Source organism: Pseudoalteromonas nigrifaciens (assembly GCF_002221505.1).
Classification (GTDB): domain Bacteria; phylum Pseudomonadota; class Gammaproteobacteria; order Enterobacterales; family Alteromonadaceae; genus Pseudoalteromonas; species Pseudoalteromonas nigrifaciens.
This window is the reverse complement of record NZ_CP011036.1, coordinates 1,948,985-1,966,451: the sequence shown is the minus strand read 5'-3', so window position 1 is coordinate 1,966,451 and position 17,467 is coordinate 1,948,985. Positions and strand designations below refer to the sequence as shown.

17 protein-coding genes are annotated in these 17,467 nt (G+C 39.2%); 7 read left to right on the top strand and 10 right to left on the bottom strand.

Features of this window, described 5'->3' with window-relative positions:
* The first annotated feature begins 205 nt into the window (after positions 1 to 205).
* The 3 genes from PNIG_RS09530 (at position 206) to PNIG_RS09520 (ending at position 4,157) form a co-directional block, all read left to right on the top strand.
* The gene (locus PNIG_RS09530) at positions 206 to 625 is read left to right on the top strand and encodes an MAPEG family protein (RefSeq protein WP_011328379.1); all 420 of its coding nucleotides are present in this window, start codon (positions 206 to 208) and stop codon (positions 623 to 625) included.
* A gap of 366 nt (positions 626 to 991) precedes the next feature.
* On the top strand, positions 992 to 2,428 hold the full coding sequence (gene nhaD / locus PNIG_RS09525) for a sodium:proton antiporter NhaD (protein WP_172459225.1): 1,437 nt from the start codon (positions 992 to 994) through the stop codon (positions 2,426 to 2,428).
* 352 nt (positions 2,429 to 2,780) lie between these two features.
* A complete protein-coding gene (locus tag PNIG_RS09520; RefSeq protein WP_011328377.1) occupies positions 2,781 to 4,157 on the top strand; it encodes an NAD(P)-binding domain-containing protein in 1,377 nt (458 codons plus the stop codon).
* An 82-nt stretch (positions 4,158 to 4,239) separates the two neighbouring features.
* Here PNIG_RS09520 and PNIG_RS09515 read toward each other — a convergent pair whose 3' ends face one another.
* Positions 4,240 to 6,087, bottom strand: coding sequence for an ABC transporter ATP-binding protein (locus tag PNIG_RS09515; protein ID WP_058373524.1), 1,848 nt, complete (start codon positions 6,085 to 6,087; stop codon positions 4,240 to 4,242).
* 187 nt (positions 6,088 to 6,274) lie between these two features.
* Between PNIG_RS09515 and PNIG_RS09510 the strand changes: the two genes are divergently transcribed.
* Entirely contained in the window at positions 6,275 to 6,679 is a 405-nt protein-coding gene (locus PNIG_RS09510; protein ID WP_086998643.1) for a GFA family protein, read from the top strand.
* A gap of 3 nt (positions 6,680 to 6,682) precedes the next feature.
* Here the strand turns inward: PNIG_RS09510 and PNIG_RS09505 are convergent, their stop codons facing one another.
* Complete coding sequence (locus tag PNIG_RS09505) at positions 6,683 to 7,480, bottom strand: spermidine synthase (RefSeq protein ID WP_089368362.1); 798 nt, start codon at positions 7,478 to 7,480, stop codon at positions 6,683 to 6,685.
* 199 nt (positions 7,481 to 7,679) lie between these two features.
* Here PNIG_RS09505 and PNIG_RS09500 point away from each other — a divergent pair, with 199 nt between their 5' ends.
* Positions 7,680 to 9,098: a M28 family metallopeptidase gene (locus PNIG_RS09500; protein WP_089368361.1), complete on the top strand. Its 1,419-nt coding sequence runs from the start codon at positions 7,680 to 7,682 to the stop codon at positions 9,096 to 9,098.
* A 125-nt stretch (positions 9,099 to 9,223) separates the two neighbouring features.
* The gene (locus PNIG_RS09495; protein ID WP_011328373.1) at positions 9,224 to 9,670 is read left to right on the top strand and encodes a DUF4826 family protein; all 447 of its coding nucleotides are present in this window, start codon (positions 9,224 to 9,226) and stop codon (positions 9,668 to 9,670) included.
* A gap of 62 nt (positions 9,671 to 9,732) precedes the next feature.
* Here the strand turns inward: PNIG_RS09495 and PNIG_RS09490 are convergent, their stop codons facing one another.
* The 5 genes from PNIG_RS09490 to mnmA all read right to left on the bottom strand — a co-directional run bounded on the left by PNIG_RS09490 (position 9,733) and on the right by mnmA (position 14,549).
* On the bottom strand, positions 9,733 to 10,200 hold the full coding sequence (locus PNIG_RS09490; RefSeq protein WP_011328372.1) for a GNAT family N-acetyltransferase: 468 nt from the start codon (positions 10,198 to 10,200) through the stop codon (positions 9,733 to 9,735).
* Positions 10,201 to 10,209: 9 nt separating this feature from the next.
* Positions 10,210 to 11,355 carry a cupin domain-containing protein gene (locus PNIG_RS09485; protein WP_089368360.1) on the bottom strand — a complete coding sequence of 382 codons (1,146 nt, stop codon included), beginning with the start codon at positions 11,353 to 11,355 and terminating at the stop codon, positions 10,210 to 10,212.
* Positions 11,356 to 11,444: 89 nt separating this feature from the next.
* Positions 11,445 to 12,815 carry an adenylosuccinate lyase gene (purB, locus tag PNIG_RS09480; protein ID WP_089368359.1) on the bottom strand — a complete coding sequence of 457 codons (1,371 nt, stop codon included), beginning with the start codon at positions 12,813 to 12,815 and terminating at the stop codon, positions 11,445 to 11,447.
* Between the two features lie 31 nt (positions 12,816 to 12,846).
* A complete protein-coding gene (gene hflD / locus PNIG_RS09475; RefSeq protein WP_011328369.1) occupies positions 12,847 to 13,449 on the bottom strand; it encodes a high frequency lysogenization protein HflD in 603 nt (200 codons plus the stop codon).
* Positions 13,449 to 14,549: a tRNA 2-thiouridine(34) synthase MnmA gene (gene mnmA / locus PNIG_RS09470; RefSeq protein WP_011328368.1), complete on the bottom strand. Its 1,101-nt coding sequence runs from the start codon at positions 14,547 to 14,549 to the stop codon at positions 13,449 to 13,451. The genes hflD and mnmA overlap by 1 nt, the downstream gene beginning before the upstream one ends.
* 298 nt (positions 14,550 to 14,847) lie before the next feature.
* Here mnmA and PNIG_RS09465 point away from each other — a divergent pair, with 298 nt between their 5' ends.
* Positions 14,848 to 16,119, top strand: coding sequence for a GGDEF domain-containing protein (locus tag PNIG_RS09465; protein WP_086998625.1), 1,272 nt, complete (start codon positions 14,848 to 14,850; stop codon positions 16,117 to 16,119).
* Positions 16,120 to 16,184: 65 nt separating this feature from the next.
* Here PNIG_RS09465 and PNIG_RS09460 read toward each other — a convergent pair whose 3' ends face one another.
* From PNIG_RS09460 to tusB, 3 genes are read right to left on the bottom strand one after another with little or no spacing between them, the layout of a single operon-like run.
* Positions 16,185 to 16,868 (bottom strand): pseudouridine synthase, encoded by a 684-nt coding sequence (locus PNIG_RS09460; protein ID WP_089368358.1) that lies wholly within the window; start codon positions 16,866 to 16,868, stop codon positions 16,185 to 16,187.
* Positions 16,868 to 17,197 (bottom strand): TusE/DsrC/DsvC family sulfur relay protein, encoded by a 330-nt coding sequence (locus PNIG_RS09455; protein ID WP_089368357.1) that lies wholly within the window; start codon positions 17,195 to 17,197, stop codon positions 16,868 to 16,870. Before PNIG_RS09455 ends, PNIG_RS09460 begins: the two co-directional genes overlap by 1 nt.
* A 3-nt stretch (positions 17,198 to 17,200) precedes the next feature.
* Positions 17,201 to 17,467: a sulfurtransferase complex subunit TusB gene (tusB, locus tag PNIG_RS09450; RefSeq protein WP_041454715.1), complete on the bottom strand. Its 267-nt coding sequence runs from the start codon at positions 17,465 to 17,467 to the stop codon at positions 17,201 to 17,203.

Genomic DNA, 17,467 nt, shown 5'->3' with positions numbered 1-17,467 from the left:
TTGTTTAACAATATTACTTTTACGGTTTTTAATTTAAGTATTAAGTGCTTTTATGTAAAAACGTCGGAATAAATTACTGAGTTTAAACGATAGCTTTAATTATTTGTATAACTATCAAATAATTAAACTCGGCCTAAAACTTGCCTGTTATTAATGTTAAACATCTAAAAATTGATAATCTTTAATAAAAACAAGGAAATTAACTATGACTAATATTGCACTTTCGGCGTATTTGGCGTTTTACCTGTATTTAATTATGTTGCTTGTACAGTGGGCGGTAGCAACTTTTAGCAAAGCAAAACAGCCTAATGCAGTGCCGGGTAAAATAAGTGACGATTTATCTCACGATAGTTTTATATTTAGAGCACACCGTACTTTTCACAATACCCTTGAAAATAGTGCGTTATTTATAGGAACAGTGTTGTTTGCTTTTGTAATAAATTATCAAAGCCCAATATTTGCACTATGTGTATGGATATACGTTATTGCGCGATTAATTCATATGGTGCTGTACTACGCAATTGCTACTAATAAAAATCCTAGCCCACGTAGCTACTTCTTTTTAATTGGCGTACTTGCCAATGTTGTGATGCTAGTAATGGTAGGCTTAAGGTTAATTGCCTAATACAAATTAAATAACAAACAACAATTAACCAAGAGCGAAGTTGCTTACATAGCAACTTCGCTTTTTTTGTAAACTACTTTCGCAGCACTAAATAAAAACAATGTAACCAATTGAATTTTAAATGATTAATCTGTAAATATTAAAGCTTGCACAACCACCATTCACACACTCTATTTACAATATAGCAACCATCTATGCATATATAGACCTCAGTACAATAGCCACTTGGTAATGCTGTGCTATTTTATTGTGGTGAAAAAATAATAACCAATAAATACTCACCAAAATGCGTATCAATAAAGCAGATAAATTGCTTTATTGTAATTAAAGCCAGCTGATTTATGTAATTAAAACAGGAAATGTAAAATGAAGAGTTTGTTACGGGGGTTCAACATAGTATGTATTGCTATGTTGTTTTTTTGCTCGCCAGTTTGGGCTGCGCAAGGGCAGTTAGATTTAACATCATCGAGTATTGGTTGGTTTTGTATTGGTATATTTTTAATTGCTTATACCGTGGTTATGCTCGAGGAAAAGCTACATTTAAGAAAGTCGAAACCAGTATTGGTTGCAGCAGGATTAATTTGGATATTAATAGGTGCCTATTACGTTAGCCATGATATTACTGAACTTACCGAAACTGCATTTAGGCATAATTTACTTGAGTTTGCCGAGCTTATGCTCTTTTTACTAGTCGCTATGACCTACATAAATGCGCTAGAAGAAAGAGGAGTATTTGATGCATTGCGCGCTTGGATGATCCGTAAAGGCTTTAACTATAAAAATTTATTTTGGATAACCGGTTTTTTAGCATTTTTTATCTCCCCGATTGCCGACAACCTTACCACCGCGTTATTAATGTGTGCAGTGGTAATGAAAGTTGCCGAAGGTGATAAGCCATTTATAAACATCAGCTGTATTAATATTGTTATTGCGGCTAATGCGGGCGGCGCATTTAGCCCCTTTGGCGACATAACCACGCTAATGGTGTGGCAAGCTGGATTGGTGCATTTTAACGAGTTTTTAGTGCTGTTTTTACCTGCTTTAGTTAATTACTTAGTGCCCGCAGCCATTATGAGCTTTTATGTTGCCGATAAGCACCCAACCGCACAATACGAAGCGGTTGAGCTAAAACGCGGCGCAGTGCGAATATTAGTGTTGTTTTTACTTACCATAGCCACTGCCGTTGCTTGCCATAGCTTTTTAAACCTGCCACCAGTATTAGGTATGATGATGGGGCTAGGCTATTTACAGTTTTTTGGTTATTTTTTAAGAATGACTTTACCAGGATCACTGGCACGTAAAAGAGCCCATGCAGAGCAGTTGGGCGATCAAGAACGATTAGCTAAACTAGGCAGTGTTGTACCATTTGACGTATTTAGTAGAGTGCAACGGGCAGAGTGGGACACGTTATTATTTTTTTACGGTATTGTTATGTGCGTGGGTGGCTTAGGGTTTTTAGGTTATTTAAACTTTATGTCTGAGATGCTATACGGCAATTGGTCTACTACAACGGCAAATGTTTTTCTTGGGGTGATTTCTGCAGTGATCGATAATATACCGGTTATGTTTGCGGTATTATCTATGGATCCTGAAATGTCGCATGGGCAATGGTTGCTGATCACTTTAACTGCGGGGGTAGGCGGTAGTTTACTCTCGATTGGCTCGGCTGCGGGAGTGGCATTAATGGGGCAAGCACGCGGCTACTATACTTTTTTTGGTCACCTAAAGTGGACGCCTGTGATTGCGTTAGGTTACGGGGCCAGCATAATACTGCACTTATGGCTTAACGCATCATTATTTTAAAGATACCAGCAAACGCCTATAAGCTATTTTTTATCACAGTAACAATACTATAAAGCTTTAATTTAAGTATTAAATGGTAGTAAAAGCGAAGGAGCATAAACAGCATCTTCGCTTTTTTTATTACTTAAATTTAAGCCGTTATAAACTAATGGCTGAGTGCTTACTGATTAAATTTTTTAAGCCAAATAAGTTACGGTGATAATAGACGGCTAGTTAATAAAATATTGATTTATTTTATGTTTTTTTAAAGGTAAATGTTATAAAAAAGGATTTATTTTTATTGTGGCAAATAATTTGCATGAAAAAATGTTATAGTAAGGCTCGTATTAGCTATTAGGAGTCGACTTTTATAATGAAAAAAATTGCTATTTTGGGCGCAGGTCCAAGCGGTTTGGCACAATTACGTGCATTTGAAGCAGCTCGTTTAGCCGGTATTGAGAATTTACCGGAAGTTGTTTGTTACGAAAAACAAAATGATATTGGTGGCATGTGGAACTATACATGGCGCACTGGGCTAGACAGAAATGGTGAGCCGGTACATGGCAGTATGTATCGTTATCTTTGGTCTAACGGACCAAAAGAATGCTTAGAATTTGCTGATTATTCTTTTGAAGAACATTTTGGTAGACCTATTCCTTCGTATCCCCCTCGTGAAGTGCTTAAAGACTACATAATGGGGCGTATTAACAAGCAAGATATTCGTAAATACATTCGCTTTGAGTGCCCGGTTCGTTGGGTTACATTTGACGACGAAACACAAATGTTTACTGTAACGGTTATGAACCATAAAACCGGCGAGCAGGAAGTGAATGAGTTTGATTATGTTATTGTTGCTACAGGTCATTTCTCTACACCAAACATGCCTTATTTTGAAGGGCTAGAAGAGTATTCTGGTCGAGTATTACATGCTCATGACTTTAGAGATGCGCTAGAATTTAAAGATTCAGAAGTTTTACTTATAGGCAGTAGCTATTCTGCCGAAGATATAGGTACGCAGTGTTATAAGTATGGCGCTAAATCGGTAACTATAAGCTACCGTACTAAAGCACTTGGCTATAATTGGCCAGACGGCATTGCAGAAATGCCACTTGTGACCCACTTTGAAGGGGACGTTGCGCATTTTATAGATGGCACTAGTAAGCGCTTTGATGCTGTGATTATGTGTACTGGGTATTTATTTCATTTTCCATTTTTACCTGACGAACTACGTTTACAAACACATAACTGTTTGTATCCGGCAAACTTGTATAAGGGTGTTTTTTGGCAGCCAAACCCTAAGTTAGTTTATTTAGGCATGCAAGATCAGTACTTCACTTTTAATATGTTTGATGCGCAAGCATGGTATGTACGCGACGAAATTTTAGACAGAATAAAAATACCAGCATTAGCAGCACGACAAGAAGATGAAAAAAATTGGTTAGCTAAGTACGATGAAGTAACGAATGTTGAAGGCTCTATTGATTATCAAGCAGCGTATATTCGTGATTTAACTAATGCCACAGATTACCCTGAATTTGCAGTTGAAAAACAGGCAGATATTCTCAAAGAATGGCAAAAAGATAAACAACAAGACATTATGTGTTTTAGAGAAAAAGCGTATCGCTCTACTTTAACAAATACCTTGGCACCTGAGCTTCCTGTGCCGTGGTTAGATGTACTTGATGATTCATTAGAATACTTTTTAGAATTATCGGCTACTCACACCATAGAAAAAAGTAAAGCGAGCTAGCACGTAATAAAACAATATTAAACCATAACGCATTTTTCGTTATGGTTTAATATTTTAAGTTTGTTGTTAATACTTAAAAAAACTATTCAACGCCAATAAACCCACCTGTTTGATGTGCCCAAAGTGCAGCGTAAATCCCATTCTTAGCTATTAACTCATCATGTGTGCCTTGCTCAACAACACCGCCGTTATCAAGTACGATAAGCCTGTCCATTTGCGCTATGGTTGATAGCCTGTGAGCAATAGCAATTACTGTTTTATCTGTCATTAAATCATCAAGACTTGCTTGAATAGCGGCTTCTACTTCTGAATCAAGCGCGCTGGTGGCTTCGTCGAGTATGAGAATAGGGGCGTTTTTAAGCAGTACGCGCGCAATAGCAATACGTTGGCGCTGCCCACCCGATAAGGTAACGCCACGTTCGCCTACTTGCGCGTCAAAGCCTTTATTACCTTTGCTATCAACTAAGTCGGTTACAAACTCTAGCGCTTTAGCTTGCTTGGTGGCATCGATCATTTCGGCTTCAGTGGCATCTGGTCTGCCGTATAAAATGTTGTCTTTTACTGAGCGGTGCAGCAGGGAAGTGTCTTGAGTTACCATGGCAATGTAACGGCGTAAGCTTTCTTGGCTCACATCGGTAATGTTTTGGCCGTCAATTTTTATACTGCCAGAGTCGGTGTCGTAAAAGCGTAGTAGTAAATTAACTAGCGTTGATTTACCCGCGCCAGAGCGACCCACTAAGCCAATTTTTTCACCGGCTTTAATATTTAAGTTTAAACCGTTAATAACCGGGCCACGCAGCGTTTCACTTGCTGCTTTGCCGTAGTTAAAGTGCACATTGTTAAATTCAATTGCACCTTGGCTAACGTTAAGAGTGCTGGCATTGGGTTTATCGGCTACTGCAATTGGGTTAGAGAGGGTTTGCATGCCATCGGCCACGGTGCCAATATTTTCAAATAAGCTGCTTATTTCCCACATGATCCACTGCGCCATGCCGTTTAATCTAAGGGCTAAACTTACCGCAACGGCAATTGCTCCTGCGCTAATGGCACTTAGCGACCACAAGTAAAGTGATACCGCAGTGACCGAAAACACTAATAAGTAATTTAAAGTTTGAATAACAAAGTTGAGGCTGGTAACTAAACGCATTTGCTTGTACACCGGCTGTAAAAAAACATCCATACTTTGTTTTGCGTATTCTTCTTCGCGTTGGGTGTACGAAAATAGTTTAATGGTAGCAATATTAGTGTAGCTGTCGACAATGCGGCCGGTCATTTCTGAGCGGGCATCGGCTTGTGAGGTAGCCACTTTTTTAAGACGCGGTACAAAGTAAAGTTGAATGCAAATATACAAAACAAGCCAAACAAGTAAGGGTAACATTAAGCGCCAATCGGCCTCGGCTACTAAAAACAACATAGAGCCAAAATAAACGATTATGTACATTAATACATCGAGTAGTTTTGTTACAGCTTCGCGCACAGCCAGAGAGGTTTGTAATACCTTGGTGGCGATGCGTCCGGCAAATTCATTTTGATAAAAACTAACACTTTGGCGCAATAAATATCTATGTGCTAACCAGCGAATCGACATGGGGTAATTGCCCAGTAATGCCTGGTGCAAAATTGCAGAATGAAAAAACACCACTACAGGCAGCACCACAAGGAGCATAAGGGCCATTTTTGTCAGCTCGGACTGCTGCTCTACAAAGAGTGTTTGTGGTGTATAAATTGCCAGCCAATCAACTAGTTGCCCCATATAGCTAAATAGCGATACTTCTAAAATAGCGAGCAAGGCGGCACTTAACGAGAGTAGTGCTAGCGACAGCCCCATGCCTTTGGTGTAATGAAGACAAAACGCAAGCAGCGTGTTAGGTGGCTGCGTTGGTTTATCTTGTGGGAACGGCTTAGTAATGCGCTCAAATAATCGATACATTTTAATAGCTTAAATGGCAAGTAATTGCAGCTATCATAGCATTTTTGTGTTTTTAAATGCAGCTTAGTAGAGGCTTAATTACTCATACTCTAAGGTATAATTAATATTAGTAAGCATTAAAACAATACTAAGATTGCAATGATCAGCCATTAGGTTAAAAATAATAATTTAATTATAAGGAAGTTGTATGTACACAGGTTCATGTTTATGTGGTGAGGTTACAGTAAAAATAACGGGTGCTATTACGAGTATTATCCATTGCCATTGTTCACTTTGCAGAAAAAATAGCGGAACCGCTTTTGCAACTAACGGGTTTATAAATGTGCATGAATTTTCAATTTCAACAGGCAATGATTTACTAAGTAAGTATTCTTTTAAAGCAGGGCGCACACGTTATTTCTGTAAGTGTTGTGGTTCACCTATTTATAGTGCTAATGCGGATGATAAATCTCGGTACAGAATTCGCTTAGGCCTTATAGATTCAACAATTACAGAAAAGCCATTATCACATAATTTTGTGACTTCTAGGGCTAATTGGGAACTGCTAGAAACGAGCCTACCTTGTTACGATACATTTGAGCCTGGTCGTTAATTTTTATACTGCTGCTATATGGTAAATAGTATTTATATTGCTATGCAAGTTTGGCGCTATGCTTTGCATTACTGTTGAGGCTTGTATTGCCTCTACCGTTATATGCTTTAACGACAGGTTACTTAGTATAAGAACAATGTTTTTGTATTCATAAAACTCTATAAGTGCAATACAGTTAAAGTAATGGCGTAACAGTACTAAAGTAGTTTGTAATTCTTGCCCTGTTTTAGGATTTAGGTTAATGATTGCCTGGCCGCTTTTATTAATGCAGTGGTTAATGGCGTGCCAAAACGACTCGCTTTGAATAAACGTTTGGTGGTGCTCGCCACTAAATATATCTATGTAAATTAGGTCGTATTGTTGAGTGCATTGACTAATAAATTGCTGAGCACATTGCTGGTGCACAGTATGATCACTGGGTAATTTAAAAAATTGCTTAGCGATACTTATAACATCAGGGTTTATTTCTACACTTTCAAACGTATCAATTAAATTACGGCGGCTAGATTCAATGTGTTTAAGTGCGCGCTCTATTGCTGCAGTGCCTAAGCCCAAATTTAAAATATGTAGCTCACTAACCGGGGCTAATAAAAATAACAACATGCTTTGATATATTGGTACACATAATAGTTCAGGCCGGGCTTTGCTCATTACTCCTTGAAGAGTAACGCCTAGCAGCGGATCGTTATTAAAAGTGAGCCATCTATAATCTTCATTTTGATAAACGCGTACCGGACCAAACTTACTGTCGGCATGATAGATTTGATTAGTAAGCTTGGTATCGTTTTTTAATTGGCGCATAAAGTTTTTAATAAATAAAAACCCTAGTGTGGCATAAATAAAATAACCATATTACTAAATATTCTAGTTGCAGATTATCTGGCTTAATTAAACTTTTGATCTGTGCTTTAACTTACTTTTTTGTGGTGCCTACCGCAAAAGTATTGCGCAATAAGCTTACTTGCGTAATGGTGATTATAATAAAAATAAGGAGCTATAAATGCTTAAAACACCTTTTAAAATAACAACAAAATTACTTAGCGTGAGTACCCTTACAGCTGCTTGTTTTGTGGGTTTAACTTCGCAAGCATTGGCAGCGGGCGAGATTAAATACACTGATCAACAAAAATTGCATGCTATAGCCGGTGATATTTCAGCGCAGCGTATTGGTGGCGATATTCAAACGCTGGTGGATTTTGGTACGCGCCATACATTATCAGACACTAAATCGGAAACCCGTGGCATTGGTGCAGCAAGGCGCTGGATAAAACAAGAGTTCGAAAAAATATCAGCACAATGCGGCGGATGCCTAGAGATTATTGAAGTAAAAGACACTATATCGGGCGAAAAACGAATTCCTGATGCAACCGAAGTGGTTAATATTGTCGCTATTCAGCGCGGTATAAGCGAGCCTAACCGTATGGTAATAATGTCGGGCGATATAGACTCACGCGTAAGCGATGTGATGGATTTTACTAGCGACTCGCCGGGGGCTAACGATAACGCCTCTGGTGTGGCGGGCGTAATAGAGGCGGCGCGTGTATTGAGTAAACATAAATTTAATGGCTCTGTGGTGTACGCGGCGCTGTCGGGCGAGGAGCAGGGTTTATTTGGTGGTAAAATTTTAACCGCTTATGCGCAAAAACACGACTGGCAAGTACACGCAGTACTAAACAACGACATGATAGGCAATATTACCGGGGTTAATGGCGTAACCGATAACACCACAGCGCGGATATTTTCTGAAGGTACGCGCGTAATAGAAACTAAAGAGCAAGCACGAACGCGGCGCTTTACGGGGGGCGAGGTTGACTCAGCTAGTCGTAACTTGGCGCGTTACATAGATACCATTGCCGACAGATACATTGCTAATTTAAATACTATGTTAGTTTATCGGTTAGACCGATTTGGTAGAGGTGGGCACCATAGACCTTTTAATGACGCGGGCTTTGCTGCAGTGCGCATTATGGAAACAAACGAGCATTACGATCGCCAGCATCAAGACTTACGCATTGAAAACGGCATTGAATATGGCGATACGATCAAAGGCGTTGATTTTGACTATGCGGCCAAATTAACCGCACTTAATGCTGTAAGTTTAGCGTCGATGGCGTGGGCACCAGCCCCTCCTAAAGACGTGAAAATCGCGGGTGCGGTAACGGCTAATACGCGTTTGTCGTGGCAGGCATCTAAAGACAATAATATAACCGGTTATCGTATTTATTGGCGTTATACCAGCGAGCCACAATGGCAGTTTAGTAAAACCGTGGGTAAGGTTACTCAAGCTATACTTAACAATGTAGTAATTGATAATTACTATTTTGGTGTTGCAGCCATTAATAAAGAAGGGATTGAGTCGCCGGTGGTATTTCCGGGGGATGTGGGCTCATTCGATCATAATATTAAAATAGTTAAGTAAAGCTTATAAATTTGGCTAAAAACCAGGCAAACAGCGGGTTTTAGGCTAAAAAATACTATTTTTGTACTTGCACCTTATTTGTTAAGCCCTTAAAGTGTTAAAAAAGAAGTAAAAGGTTATTAATAATGACACAACAAGAAAAAAAACCGTTAACAGCACAAGAACAAGCTCAAGTAGAGCAGCAAAATATATTATGGCAGCGTGAATGCTTTCAAAACGCACAAAAGCATTTAGCTGAAAAAGGCATTATGCCTAAAACGTTGATTGAAAAAGACAGTCGTTTTTTAGCCCCATTTTGTGCTCTATGGAAATTTAAGGCGCAAAACGGTAAAAACTATTGGGTAATTACCGGTCGTTTACCAACTGATCATGCTGAAGTGAGTGCTGCAAAAGATGCTCGCGATGCAATACGTTATTTTTCACTGCAATGGCAGTTAAAAGCTGATCAAATAATGCAAACAGGGGCGAGTGATAAAACCAAGGTTGATTTTGCCAATTTACTGATCAATCGTGCCCATGGTTTATACGAAATGCACGAAAATGAACAACTGTGGGCTAACGAGCCTAAATAAGTTTAATATGTTTGTATAACAAATTAAAAAAGCGAGCTACTTTGTTTATTGTAGCTCGCTTTTTAATGCGTTAACGTAAATGGACGAGTTTCAAAGCTGGTAACAGGGCATTGCATTCGTAGCTTTGCAATGCCAGCCTCCATGAATACATTGCCTTGTTGGCTAAAGCCATTTTGTTTAAATAATTCAACTTCTTCTAAAATGCAGTTAATACTCAGTACTTCAATATTTTGCTCTGCAGCAAGTGCAACAATAAAGTTAAGTAGGGATTTGTAAACATTGCGATTGCGGTGGGCGGGTAATACAGCTATACGGCCTATAAGGCCATCGCTACACAGCCTGCCTGTGGCTACAGGAGACTGTGTGTCGTTGGTAATACAGGTGACAAGAATATGTTGGGCAAGTGGGTCTAGGTTGTCAAATTCAATATGTTTAGGAATATGTAACTCATAAACAAATACACGCTCTCTTATTTGCTGCAGTAGCGCTTTTTGGCTGTGCCAATCGACCTGTTCTACCCGGTAGTCCATAATACACCTCTAATTGAACCAAATACCCTCATTAATTAGTGTAGTGAATATTTCAATAAAAACTAGGCTTGGGGCCGTGTTTTTTAGCTGTTGCGCATTAAAACCTGTAAAATCAGTAAGTAACTTAACAGCATTCAAGTCACTATTTGGTACAGAGTAGTTTTCTCCGTTAACACTTACTAATAATTCATCAGCTGTTTGCTGATATATAGCACGCGTTCCACCTAGGCGTTCAAAGCTTATGTCGTCACTGTTTATTGCATCAGCTATTTGCGCCGCACTAAACGGTTGCTCAACAGGCATTAAGTCCATATCGTGCTTTGGTTGGCTTAAAGTTGTGCCAAGCCATTGTTTAAATAAGGTGTGGTCGTTTAGTAATGCCTGCATTAGCACTTTTACTTTATCAACCTCAGTATCGCTCAGCTCGCCCTTAGACTCTCTTAATGTAAGGTTGTGGTCGGTGTAACGCTTTTGTCCGCTTTCGGTATCAATAATATGATCGGCAAAGCTAGAGAGTAAATCTTGTTGATTTGGCGCTCTAAAACCCACCGAATAATTAAGGGCGTTTTCTACGGCATAACCTTCGTGCGGGCAACCTGGTGGAATATATAAAATATCGCCGGGTTCTAAAATACAATCAATAACCGCAGTAAACGCTTCTACTTGCAATAATGTTTTATTTTGGGTGAATTGTTTAAGGCTAGGATCTGGTAGGCCTACTCGCCAATGGCGTTTGCCTTCACCTTGAATAATAAATACATCGTATTGATCTAAATGCGGGCCAACACCACCGCCAGGCGTTGAATAGCTGATCATTAAATCATCTATGCGCCAGTTTGGGATGAATCGAAACGGCTCTAGCAGCTGTGCTGCATCGTTATGCCAATGATCAACCGCTTGTACTAATAAAGTAGAGTGTTGCTCTGTAAGCTGTTCAAAGTCTTCAAACGGCCCTTGGTGCGATTGCCATTCATTATTATGATTAGTAACAATACGCGACTCTATGCTGTCTTCCATTGCAAGGCCTGCAAGTTCATTCGCATCAAGCGGGTCTTGAAAATTACTAAAACCTTGTTTAATTAAGAGTGGTTTTTTTTGCCAGAACTGAGTTAAAAACTCTTGCTCTGATAAGTCATTTATTTTTAATTGATACATACAGTGGCCCTACAAATTAGTGCAAGTGGTATTAAAACAAAAAAAGCGAAAGGAGACCTTTCGCTTTTTCATTGATTTTAGTTTAGTTATTAAACTAAATCATCAATAAACTCAACAGCGCGGCCAATATAATTAGCAGGTGTTAGTTTTTTCATTTCTACTTTAGCGTGTTCAGGAAGGTCTAAACCATCGATGAAGTCTGCCATTATTTCTTGGTTTACACGTTTGCCACGGGTTAAGTCTTTAAGCTTTTCGTATGGCTTTTCGATACCGTACTTACGCATAACTGTTTGAATTGGCTCTGCTAGCAGTTCCCAGTTTTGATCAAGCTCTTCTAATAAACGTTGCTCGTTTACTTCAAGCTTACTTACACCTTTAAGTGTTGATTGGTATGCAATAAGTGCATAACCCATACCTACACCTAAGTTACGTAATACCGTTGAGTCGGTAAGATCACGTTGCCAGCGAGAAACAGGCAGCTTTTGTGCAAGGTGAGAAAAAATAGCATTTGCTAAACCTAAGTTACCTTCTGAGTTTTCAAAATCAATAGGGTTAACTTTATGTGGCATTGTTGATGAGCCAATTTCGCCAGCAATGGTTTTTTGCTTAAAGTGATTAAGGGCAATGTAACCCCACATGTCACGATCAAAATCGAGCAGTATTGTGTTAAAACGGGCAATAGCATCAAAAAGCTCAGCAATGTAGTCATGCGGTTCAATTTGTGTAGTAAACGGGTTTAGAGTTAAACCTAGGCTTGATACAAATTTGTCTGCATGTGTGTGCCAATCGTAATCTGGGTATGCACTAAGGTGAGCGTTGTAGTTACCTACAGCACCGTTAACTTTACCTAGCATTTCTACTTGTGCAATTTGGTCGCGTTGACGTTTTAAGCGCATGTAAACGTTAGCAAATTCTTTACCCATAGTAGACGGTGTAGCAGGTTGTCCGTGCGTACGTGTCATCATAGGGATTGTTTTGTACTCAATCGCTTTTTCTTTAATTGAGCTAAGTAACTGATCGCAATATGGTAGTAATACATTATTGCGTGCTTCAGTTAGCATTAAACCATGAGATAGGTTGTTAATGTCTTCAGAGGTACATGCAAAATGAATAAATTCGTTAATTGCATGTAGTTCTGCGTTATCGGCTACTTTTTCTTTTAGAAGGTATTCAACCGCTTTAACGTCGTGATTTGTTGTGCGTTCAATATCTTTAACGCGCTGTGCATCAGCTTCGCTGAAGTTATCAACAATGGCGTTTAGTAATGCATTAGCTTGTTCGCTAAATGCAGGGACTTCTTTAATATCGCTCGCTGCAGCTAACGCTTGCAACCAACGCACTTCAACGGTTACGCGGTATTTGATTAGGCCAAATTCGCTGAAAATACTGCGTAGTTCAGTGGTTTTGCTGCCGTAGCGACCATCCACTGGAGAGATAGCCGTTAACGCTGAAAGCTCCATAATAACTCCTAAATTTTAGTTTGAACGATAATTAAATTTTTGCTTTAGCAATGGCGATTATTTTTCTTTTTGCAAAGAAAAAGTGACGGCGTTTACCGCCCATTTGTCGCCATAAAACTGCACTTCTAATACCGGCTAATAATAATGCGCGGATTTTATTTTGAGTGAGCTGCTGCTTTAGTAACTCAGGTTTACCATAAACCTGTATACGGTGCCCAAGGGGGCTTAGCACCGTTGAGTATATATCCGCTAAACCGGCGACAACGCTCTCGTCGGTTATAGCAAAATGATCTAAACGTCGATGAATGTCATCAATACGTTTACCTAATTCGTTTAAGCTTTTGTCGTTTGCACTCAAGGCACGTTCTAGCTGCATTAAACCACCGACGTATTTTACAATTTCAACATCTTTTTGCGCGCCAGCACTTAGCTGTGCCAATAATGTTTTGTAGCCATCGCGTAGGTTATCTGTGCCTTGGTATACATCCTCTGGCGATGCCGGCGAGGTTTGAATAATACTCGAAAGTAGTATTTCTAAATCGTGTTCATTATTATTGCCGTACTGAGCAACTTTTTGAACTTGTTTAGCAACTTGGCACATGGCGGCAAGCGCCATGACTTGGTGTTGATTCATTATTTGATCACCGAATCAATAATACCACCACCTAAACACACATCTTCTGCATAAAATACGGCAGATTGACCTGGAGTAACGGCTTTTTGTGGCTCGTCGAATAATACGCGTGCCATGCCGTCTTCGCCTACAAGTAGCGTACAGCTTAAGTCTTCTTGGCGGTAACGGGTTTTAACTGTGCAGCGAGTAGTGCCTTTAGGGCCAATACGGTCAACCCAGTGCAATTGGTTAGCATTAAGGCCATTACTGTATAGGCGAGGGTGATCTTTACCTTGGCCAACAATAAGTACATTTCGCTCAAGGTCTTTATCTACTACATACCATGGCTCGCCTGAGCCTTCTTTCATACCACCAATTAGCAAGCCTTTGCGTTGACCTAGGGTGTGATACATTAATCCTTCGTGCTCGCCTACATTGTTACCATCAGTGTCTTCGATAACACCAGGTTGGGCAGGTAAAAACTTTTGTAAAAAGTCTTTAAATTTGCGCTCACCAATAAAACATATACCTGTGCTGTCTTTTTTATCGTGAGTAATTAGGTCTTGCTCTTCAGCTATGCGGCGCACTTCTGGCTTAGCAATATCGCCAACAGGGAATAATGTTTGGCCAATATGTTCGTGGCTAAGCGTGTATAAAAAGTAGCTTTGATCTTTATTATCATCTAACCCGCGGCACATAACGTATTTGTCATCGCGTAGTTCGCGGCGTACATAGTGACCGGTGGCAATAAAGTCGGCGCCTAATGCTTGGGCCGCAAATTCTAAAAAGGCTTTAAATTTAATTTCTTTATTGCACATTATATCTGGGTTAGGTGTACGACCTGCTTTGTATTCTGCTAAAAAGTACTCAAATACGTTATCCCAATACTCAGCGGCAAAGTTAACTGTATGCAGTTCAATACCGAGTTTATCGCAAACTGCTTGCGCGTCTTTTAAATCATCAGCTGCGGCGCAATATTCATCATTGTCGTCTTCTTCCCAGTTCTTCATAAACAGGCCTTCTACCTGATAGCCTTGTTGCTTTAACAAATATGCAGATACAGAAGAATCAACACCGCCGGACATACCTACGATGACTTTAATGTGACTATTTTCGCTCATGAATAATTTCGCTTATACAGATTACTGTTATTAATAACATCTTGGAAAGGCCGCGATTATAGCATGTATTTAAGCAGCGCTTAAAGAGGCTTAGCCTTAATGCAGCGCTTTTGTAGTTATTTTTATAGCGTCAGCAAAACGTTTTTGCTATTTGCAGTAAGCAAAATAAATATAAATAGTAAATAAGTGTGAATATTAGCTGTGTAATAGTAGGAGGAGTTATAGCTTTATATTGCTTTATAGTGTTATATTTAAGCGTAACTAAGGTTATTATTAATATACTCAATGGAATGAATATATGAACTATGCTTCTCACGTCAACAAAGTAAAATCTTTTATTTTAGATTACCCAAAAAAAACCGATATAAGTGAGTTGCTTAACAACCCGTTGAGTGAACTTAAAGAAACAGCTTATTATTTGTTTGATGAATTGATCACAATAACTCCCCCTATTTTTTTCCAAGAGCCACATCCTATTGTTGAGTTATTTAAATTAATTGAACAGTCGTTGACCCCTAATCTAAAAGTAGAAAAAGCATTATTAAAGCGTTTAGAAGCATGGTGGGTTGAATGGCATTTTGTAGCGACTATGAATGCCAAATTACTTAACGAACATAACGATCCACAACAAAAATATTTAATTGCTCACACGCATCACCCTATGCGTAATCATGAGCTGAGCCATTATGCAAAATTATTTACAGTACTTCCTATGCCTATTTGTAATGTGTGCGTTGAAACGGGTGATATATTAAAAGTTAACCAGCGTTATATTGATGTATTTGGTTTTACTATAAATGATACGCCCAATGTAGATATTTGGTGGGGAAAAGCCTACCCAGATATTGATAAAAGAAATGCTGCTCGGGCATTATGGAGCGCATCGCTTGCACAAGCCGAAAGTAATAAAGGCGATATTCCTGCAAACGACTACCAAATAACCTGCAAAAATGGTGAGCAAGTCATTATGCAAGTATCGGGTATTAATATTGGTAATGAATTTTTGGTTGTTTTTAATGACGCCACTGAGCGGATTAAAGCACATGAGATTTTAAGCGAAATGGCGTTTTTAGATTCGTTAACCAAAATTGCCAATAGGCGCCGCTTTGATGAAAAAATTGTTGATGAATTTTCCCGTGTTAAATTAGCAAACTGTCAGCTTTCACTCATTATAATTGATATTGATAACTTCAAAAAATTTAACGACCGTTACGGGCATATTGCAGGCGATAAGTGCTTATACGCTGTGGCACAAAAACTTGCCGACACAGTGAGTCGTCCAGAGGATTTTGTTGCCCGTTATGGGGGCGAAGAGTTTGTTGTATTGCTACCACAAACAGATAAACAAGGGGCGCTATTTGTGGCTGAACAAATTCAAAAAGCAATTGAAATGTTGGCAATTGTGCATGAAGATAGCTTTACAGGGTATTTATCAGTAAGCATGGGAATTAATACTGTTAATCATCATCAGTGTGATGATCATTTAACATTTATTCAAGCTGCCGACGATGCTCTTTATTATGCAAAAAACCAAGGAGGTAATTGTATTGCGCTAAGCCCTGGCAAATAGCTTAAACGCTAATTTAAAGTTAATAATGGCTTATAAATTAGCGATTGTAAGTTGGTTTACATCAGTTAGGTATGCTCTATACCTGTCATTACTTTATACTCGCCGTTTTTAATGCCATCTAGGGTGTACTTACCAATACTATAGCGAATTAAACGCAAAGTAGGGTGCCCAATATGTGCTGTCATGCGTCTAACTTGGCGGTTACGCCCTTCACTTATTGTTATGCTGAGCCAAGTTGTAGGTATTAGTTTTCGCTCTCTTACTGGTGGGTTTCGCGCCCACAGCGTTGGCTCACTGATGATGCTCACTTTAGCGGGTAATGTAAGGCCATCTTTTAATTCTACGCCTGTGCATAGTGCAGCAATTGACTCTGAGCTCGGCTCACCTTCTACCTGAACCCAATAAGTTTTACTGGTTTTTTTACCCGGTGCGGTTAGGGTATTTTGTAATTTACCGCAATTGGTGAGCAGTAATAAACCTTCACTGTCTCTGTCGAGTCTGCCTGCAGCGTAAACTTCTTTTATAGGAATAAATTCAGCAAGGGTTTTTCTGTTGGCATCATCAGTAAATTGGCACAAAACGTCGAAAGGCTTATTAAATAAGACTATTTTTATATCTTGTGCAGCTATTGCTGGTTTTATTTCTCTTTTTGAAGCGACGCTTTTTAGCGTGCTGCGAGAATAGGTTCTGCCAGTATTACGTTTGGGTTTAGCTGTGTACTCTTGCTTATTAGCTGACTTATTATTCATTATATGCACCTGGCAGGTTTTGGTAAGCCGGCAATTTTAGTCGCTTGTTTTGCCGGGCCTTTAGGAAATAATTTATATAAATATAGGCTATTACCTTTATCTTCACCGAGTGCTTTAGCCATGGCTTTTACCAGCATTCTAATAGCGGGGCTGGTGTTGTATTCTAGGTAAAAGTTGCGAACAAAGTTAATAACTTCCCAATGCTGCTCAGTTAAACTAATGTTTTCTTGCTGTGCAATAATGAGCGCTAATTCTTTTGACCATAAAGTATGGTCAAGTAAATAACCTTGTTTGTCTGTTTCAAGCTGTTGGTTGTTAATTTCAAGCATAAGTTACCAGGTAATAGATTGATTGGTTGATAAGCTAAGGGTTACAAATTCGTCATAGCTAATTACTTTATCGTTATTATTTAGCTTTATAGCGCGAGCACTCGCATCAGGCGCTAAAATAAACAATGATTCGGCAAATTGTCGATACTGCTTTGCTGCATAACAGGCATCGCCAACCAGAAGTACAATATCAGTTGCTTGAATTAGGTTTTCTAATCGATTGGCGCTGTAGTAGCTAAGTGGTTTAGAAAATATATGTAAGGTGCTCAA

Bases quoted from the DNA above. Each gene is read 5' to 3' on its own strand.
- PNIG_RS09530 (WP_011328379.1), top strand. From the start codon at position 206: ATGACTAATATTGCACTTTCGGCGTATTTGGCGTTTTACCTGTATTTA.
- nhaD (WP_172459225.1), top strand. From the start codon at position 992: ATGAAGAGTTTGTTACGGGGGTTCAACATAGTATGTATTGCTATGTTG.
- PNIG_RS09520 (WP_011328377.1), top strand. From the start codon at position 2,781: ATGAAAAAAATTGCTATTTTGGGCGCAGGTCCAAGCGGTTTGGCACAA.
- PNIG_RS09515 (WP_058373524.1), bottom strand. From the start codon at position 6,087: ATGTATCGATTATTTGAGCGCATTACTAAGCCGTTCCCACAAGATAAA.
- PNIG_RS09510 (WP_086998643.1), top strand. From the start codon at position 6,275: ATGTACACAGGTTCATGTTTATGTGGTGAGGTTACAGTAAAAATAACG.
- PNIG_RS09505 (WP_089368362.1), bottom strand. From the start codon at position 7,480: ATGCGCCAATTAAAAAACGATACCAAGCTTACTAATCAAATCTATCAT.
- PNIG_RS09500 (WP_089368361.1), top strand. From the start codon at position 7,680: ATGCTTAAAACACCTTTTAAAATAACAACAAAATTACTTAGCGTGAGT.
- PNIG_RS09495 (WP_011328373.1), top strand. From the start codon at position 9,224: ATGACACAACAAGAAAAAAAACCGTTAACAGCACAAGAACAAGCTCAA.
- PNIG_RS09490 (WP_011328372.1), bottom strand. From the start codon at position 10,200: ATGGACTACCGGGTAGAACAGGTCGATTGGCACAGCCAAAAAGCGCTA.
- PNIG_RS09485 (WP_089368360.1), bottom strand. From the start codon at position 11,355: ATGTATCAATTAAAAATAAATGACTTATCAGAGCAAGAGTTTTTAACT.
- purB (WP_089368359.1), bottom strand. From the start codon at position 12,815: ATGGAGCTTTCAGCGTTAACGGCTATCTCTCCAGTGGATGGTCGCTAC.
- hflD (WP_011328369.1), bottom strand. From the start codon at position 13,449: ATGAATCAACACCAAGTCATGGCGCTTGCCGCCATGTGCCAAGTTGCT.
- mnmA (WP_011328368.1), bottom strand. From the start codon at position 14,549: ATGAGCGAAAATAGTCACATTAAAGTCATCGTAGGTATGTCCGGCGGT.
- PNIG_RS09465 (WP_086998625.1), top strand. From the start codon at position 14,848: ATGAACTATGCTTCTCACGTCAACAAAGTAAAATCTTTTATTTTAGAT.
- PNIG_RS09460 (WP_089368358.1), bottom strand. From the start codon at position 16,868: ATGAATAATAAGTCAGCTAATAAGCAAGAGTACACAGCTAAACCCAAA.
- PNIG_RS09455 (WP_089368357.1), bottom strand. From the start codon at position 17,197: ATGCTTGAAATTAACAACCAACAGCTTGAAACAGACAAACAAGGTTAT.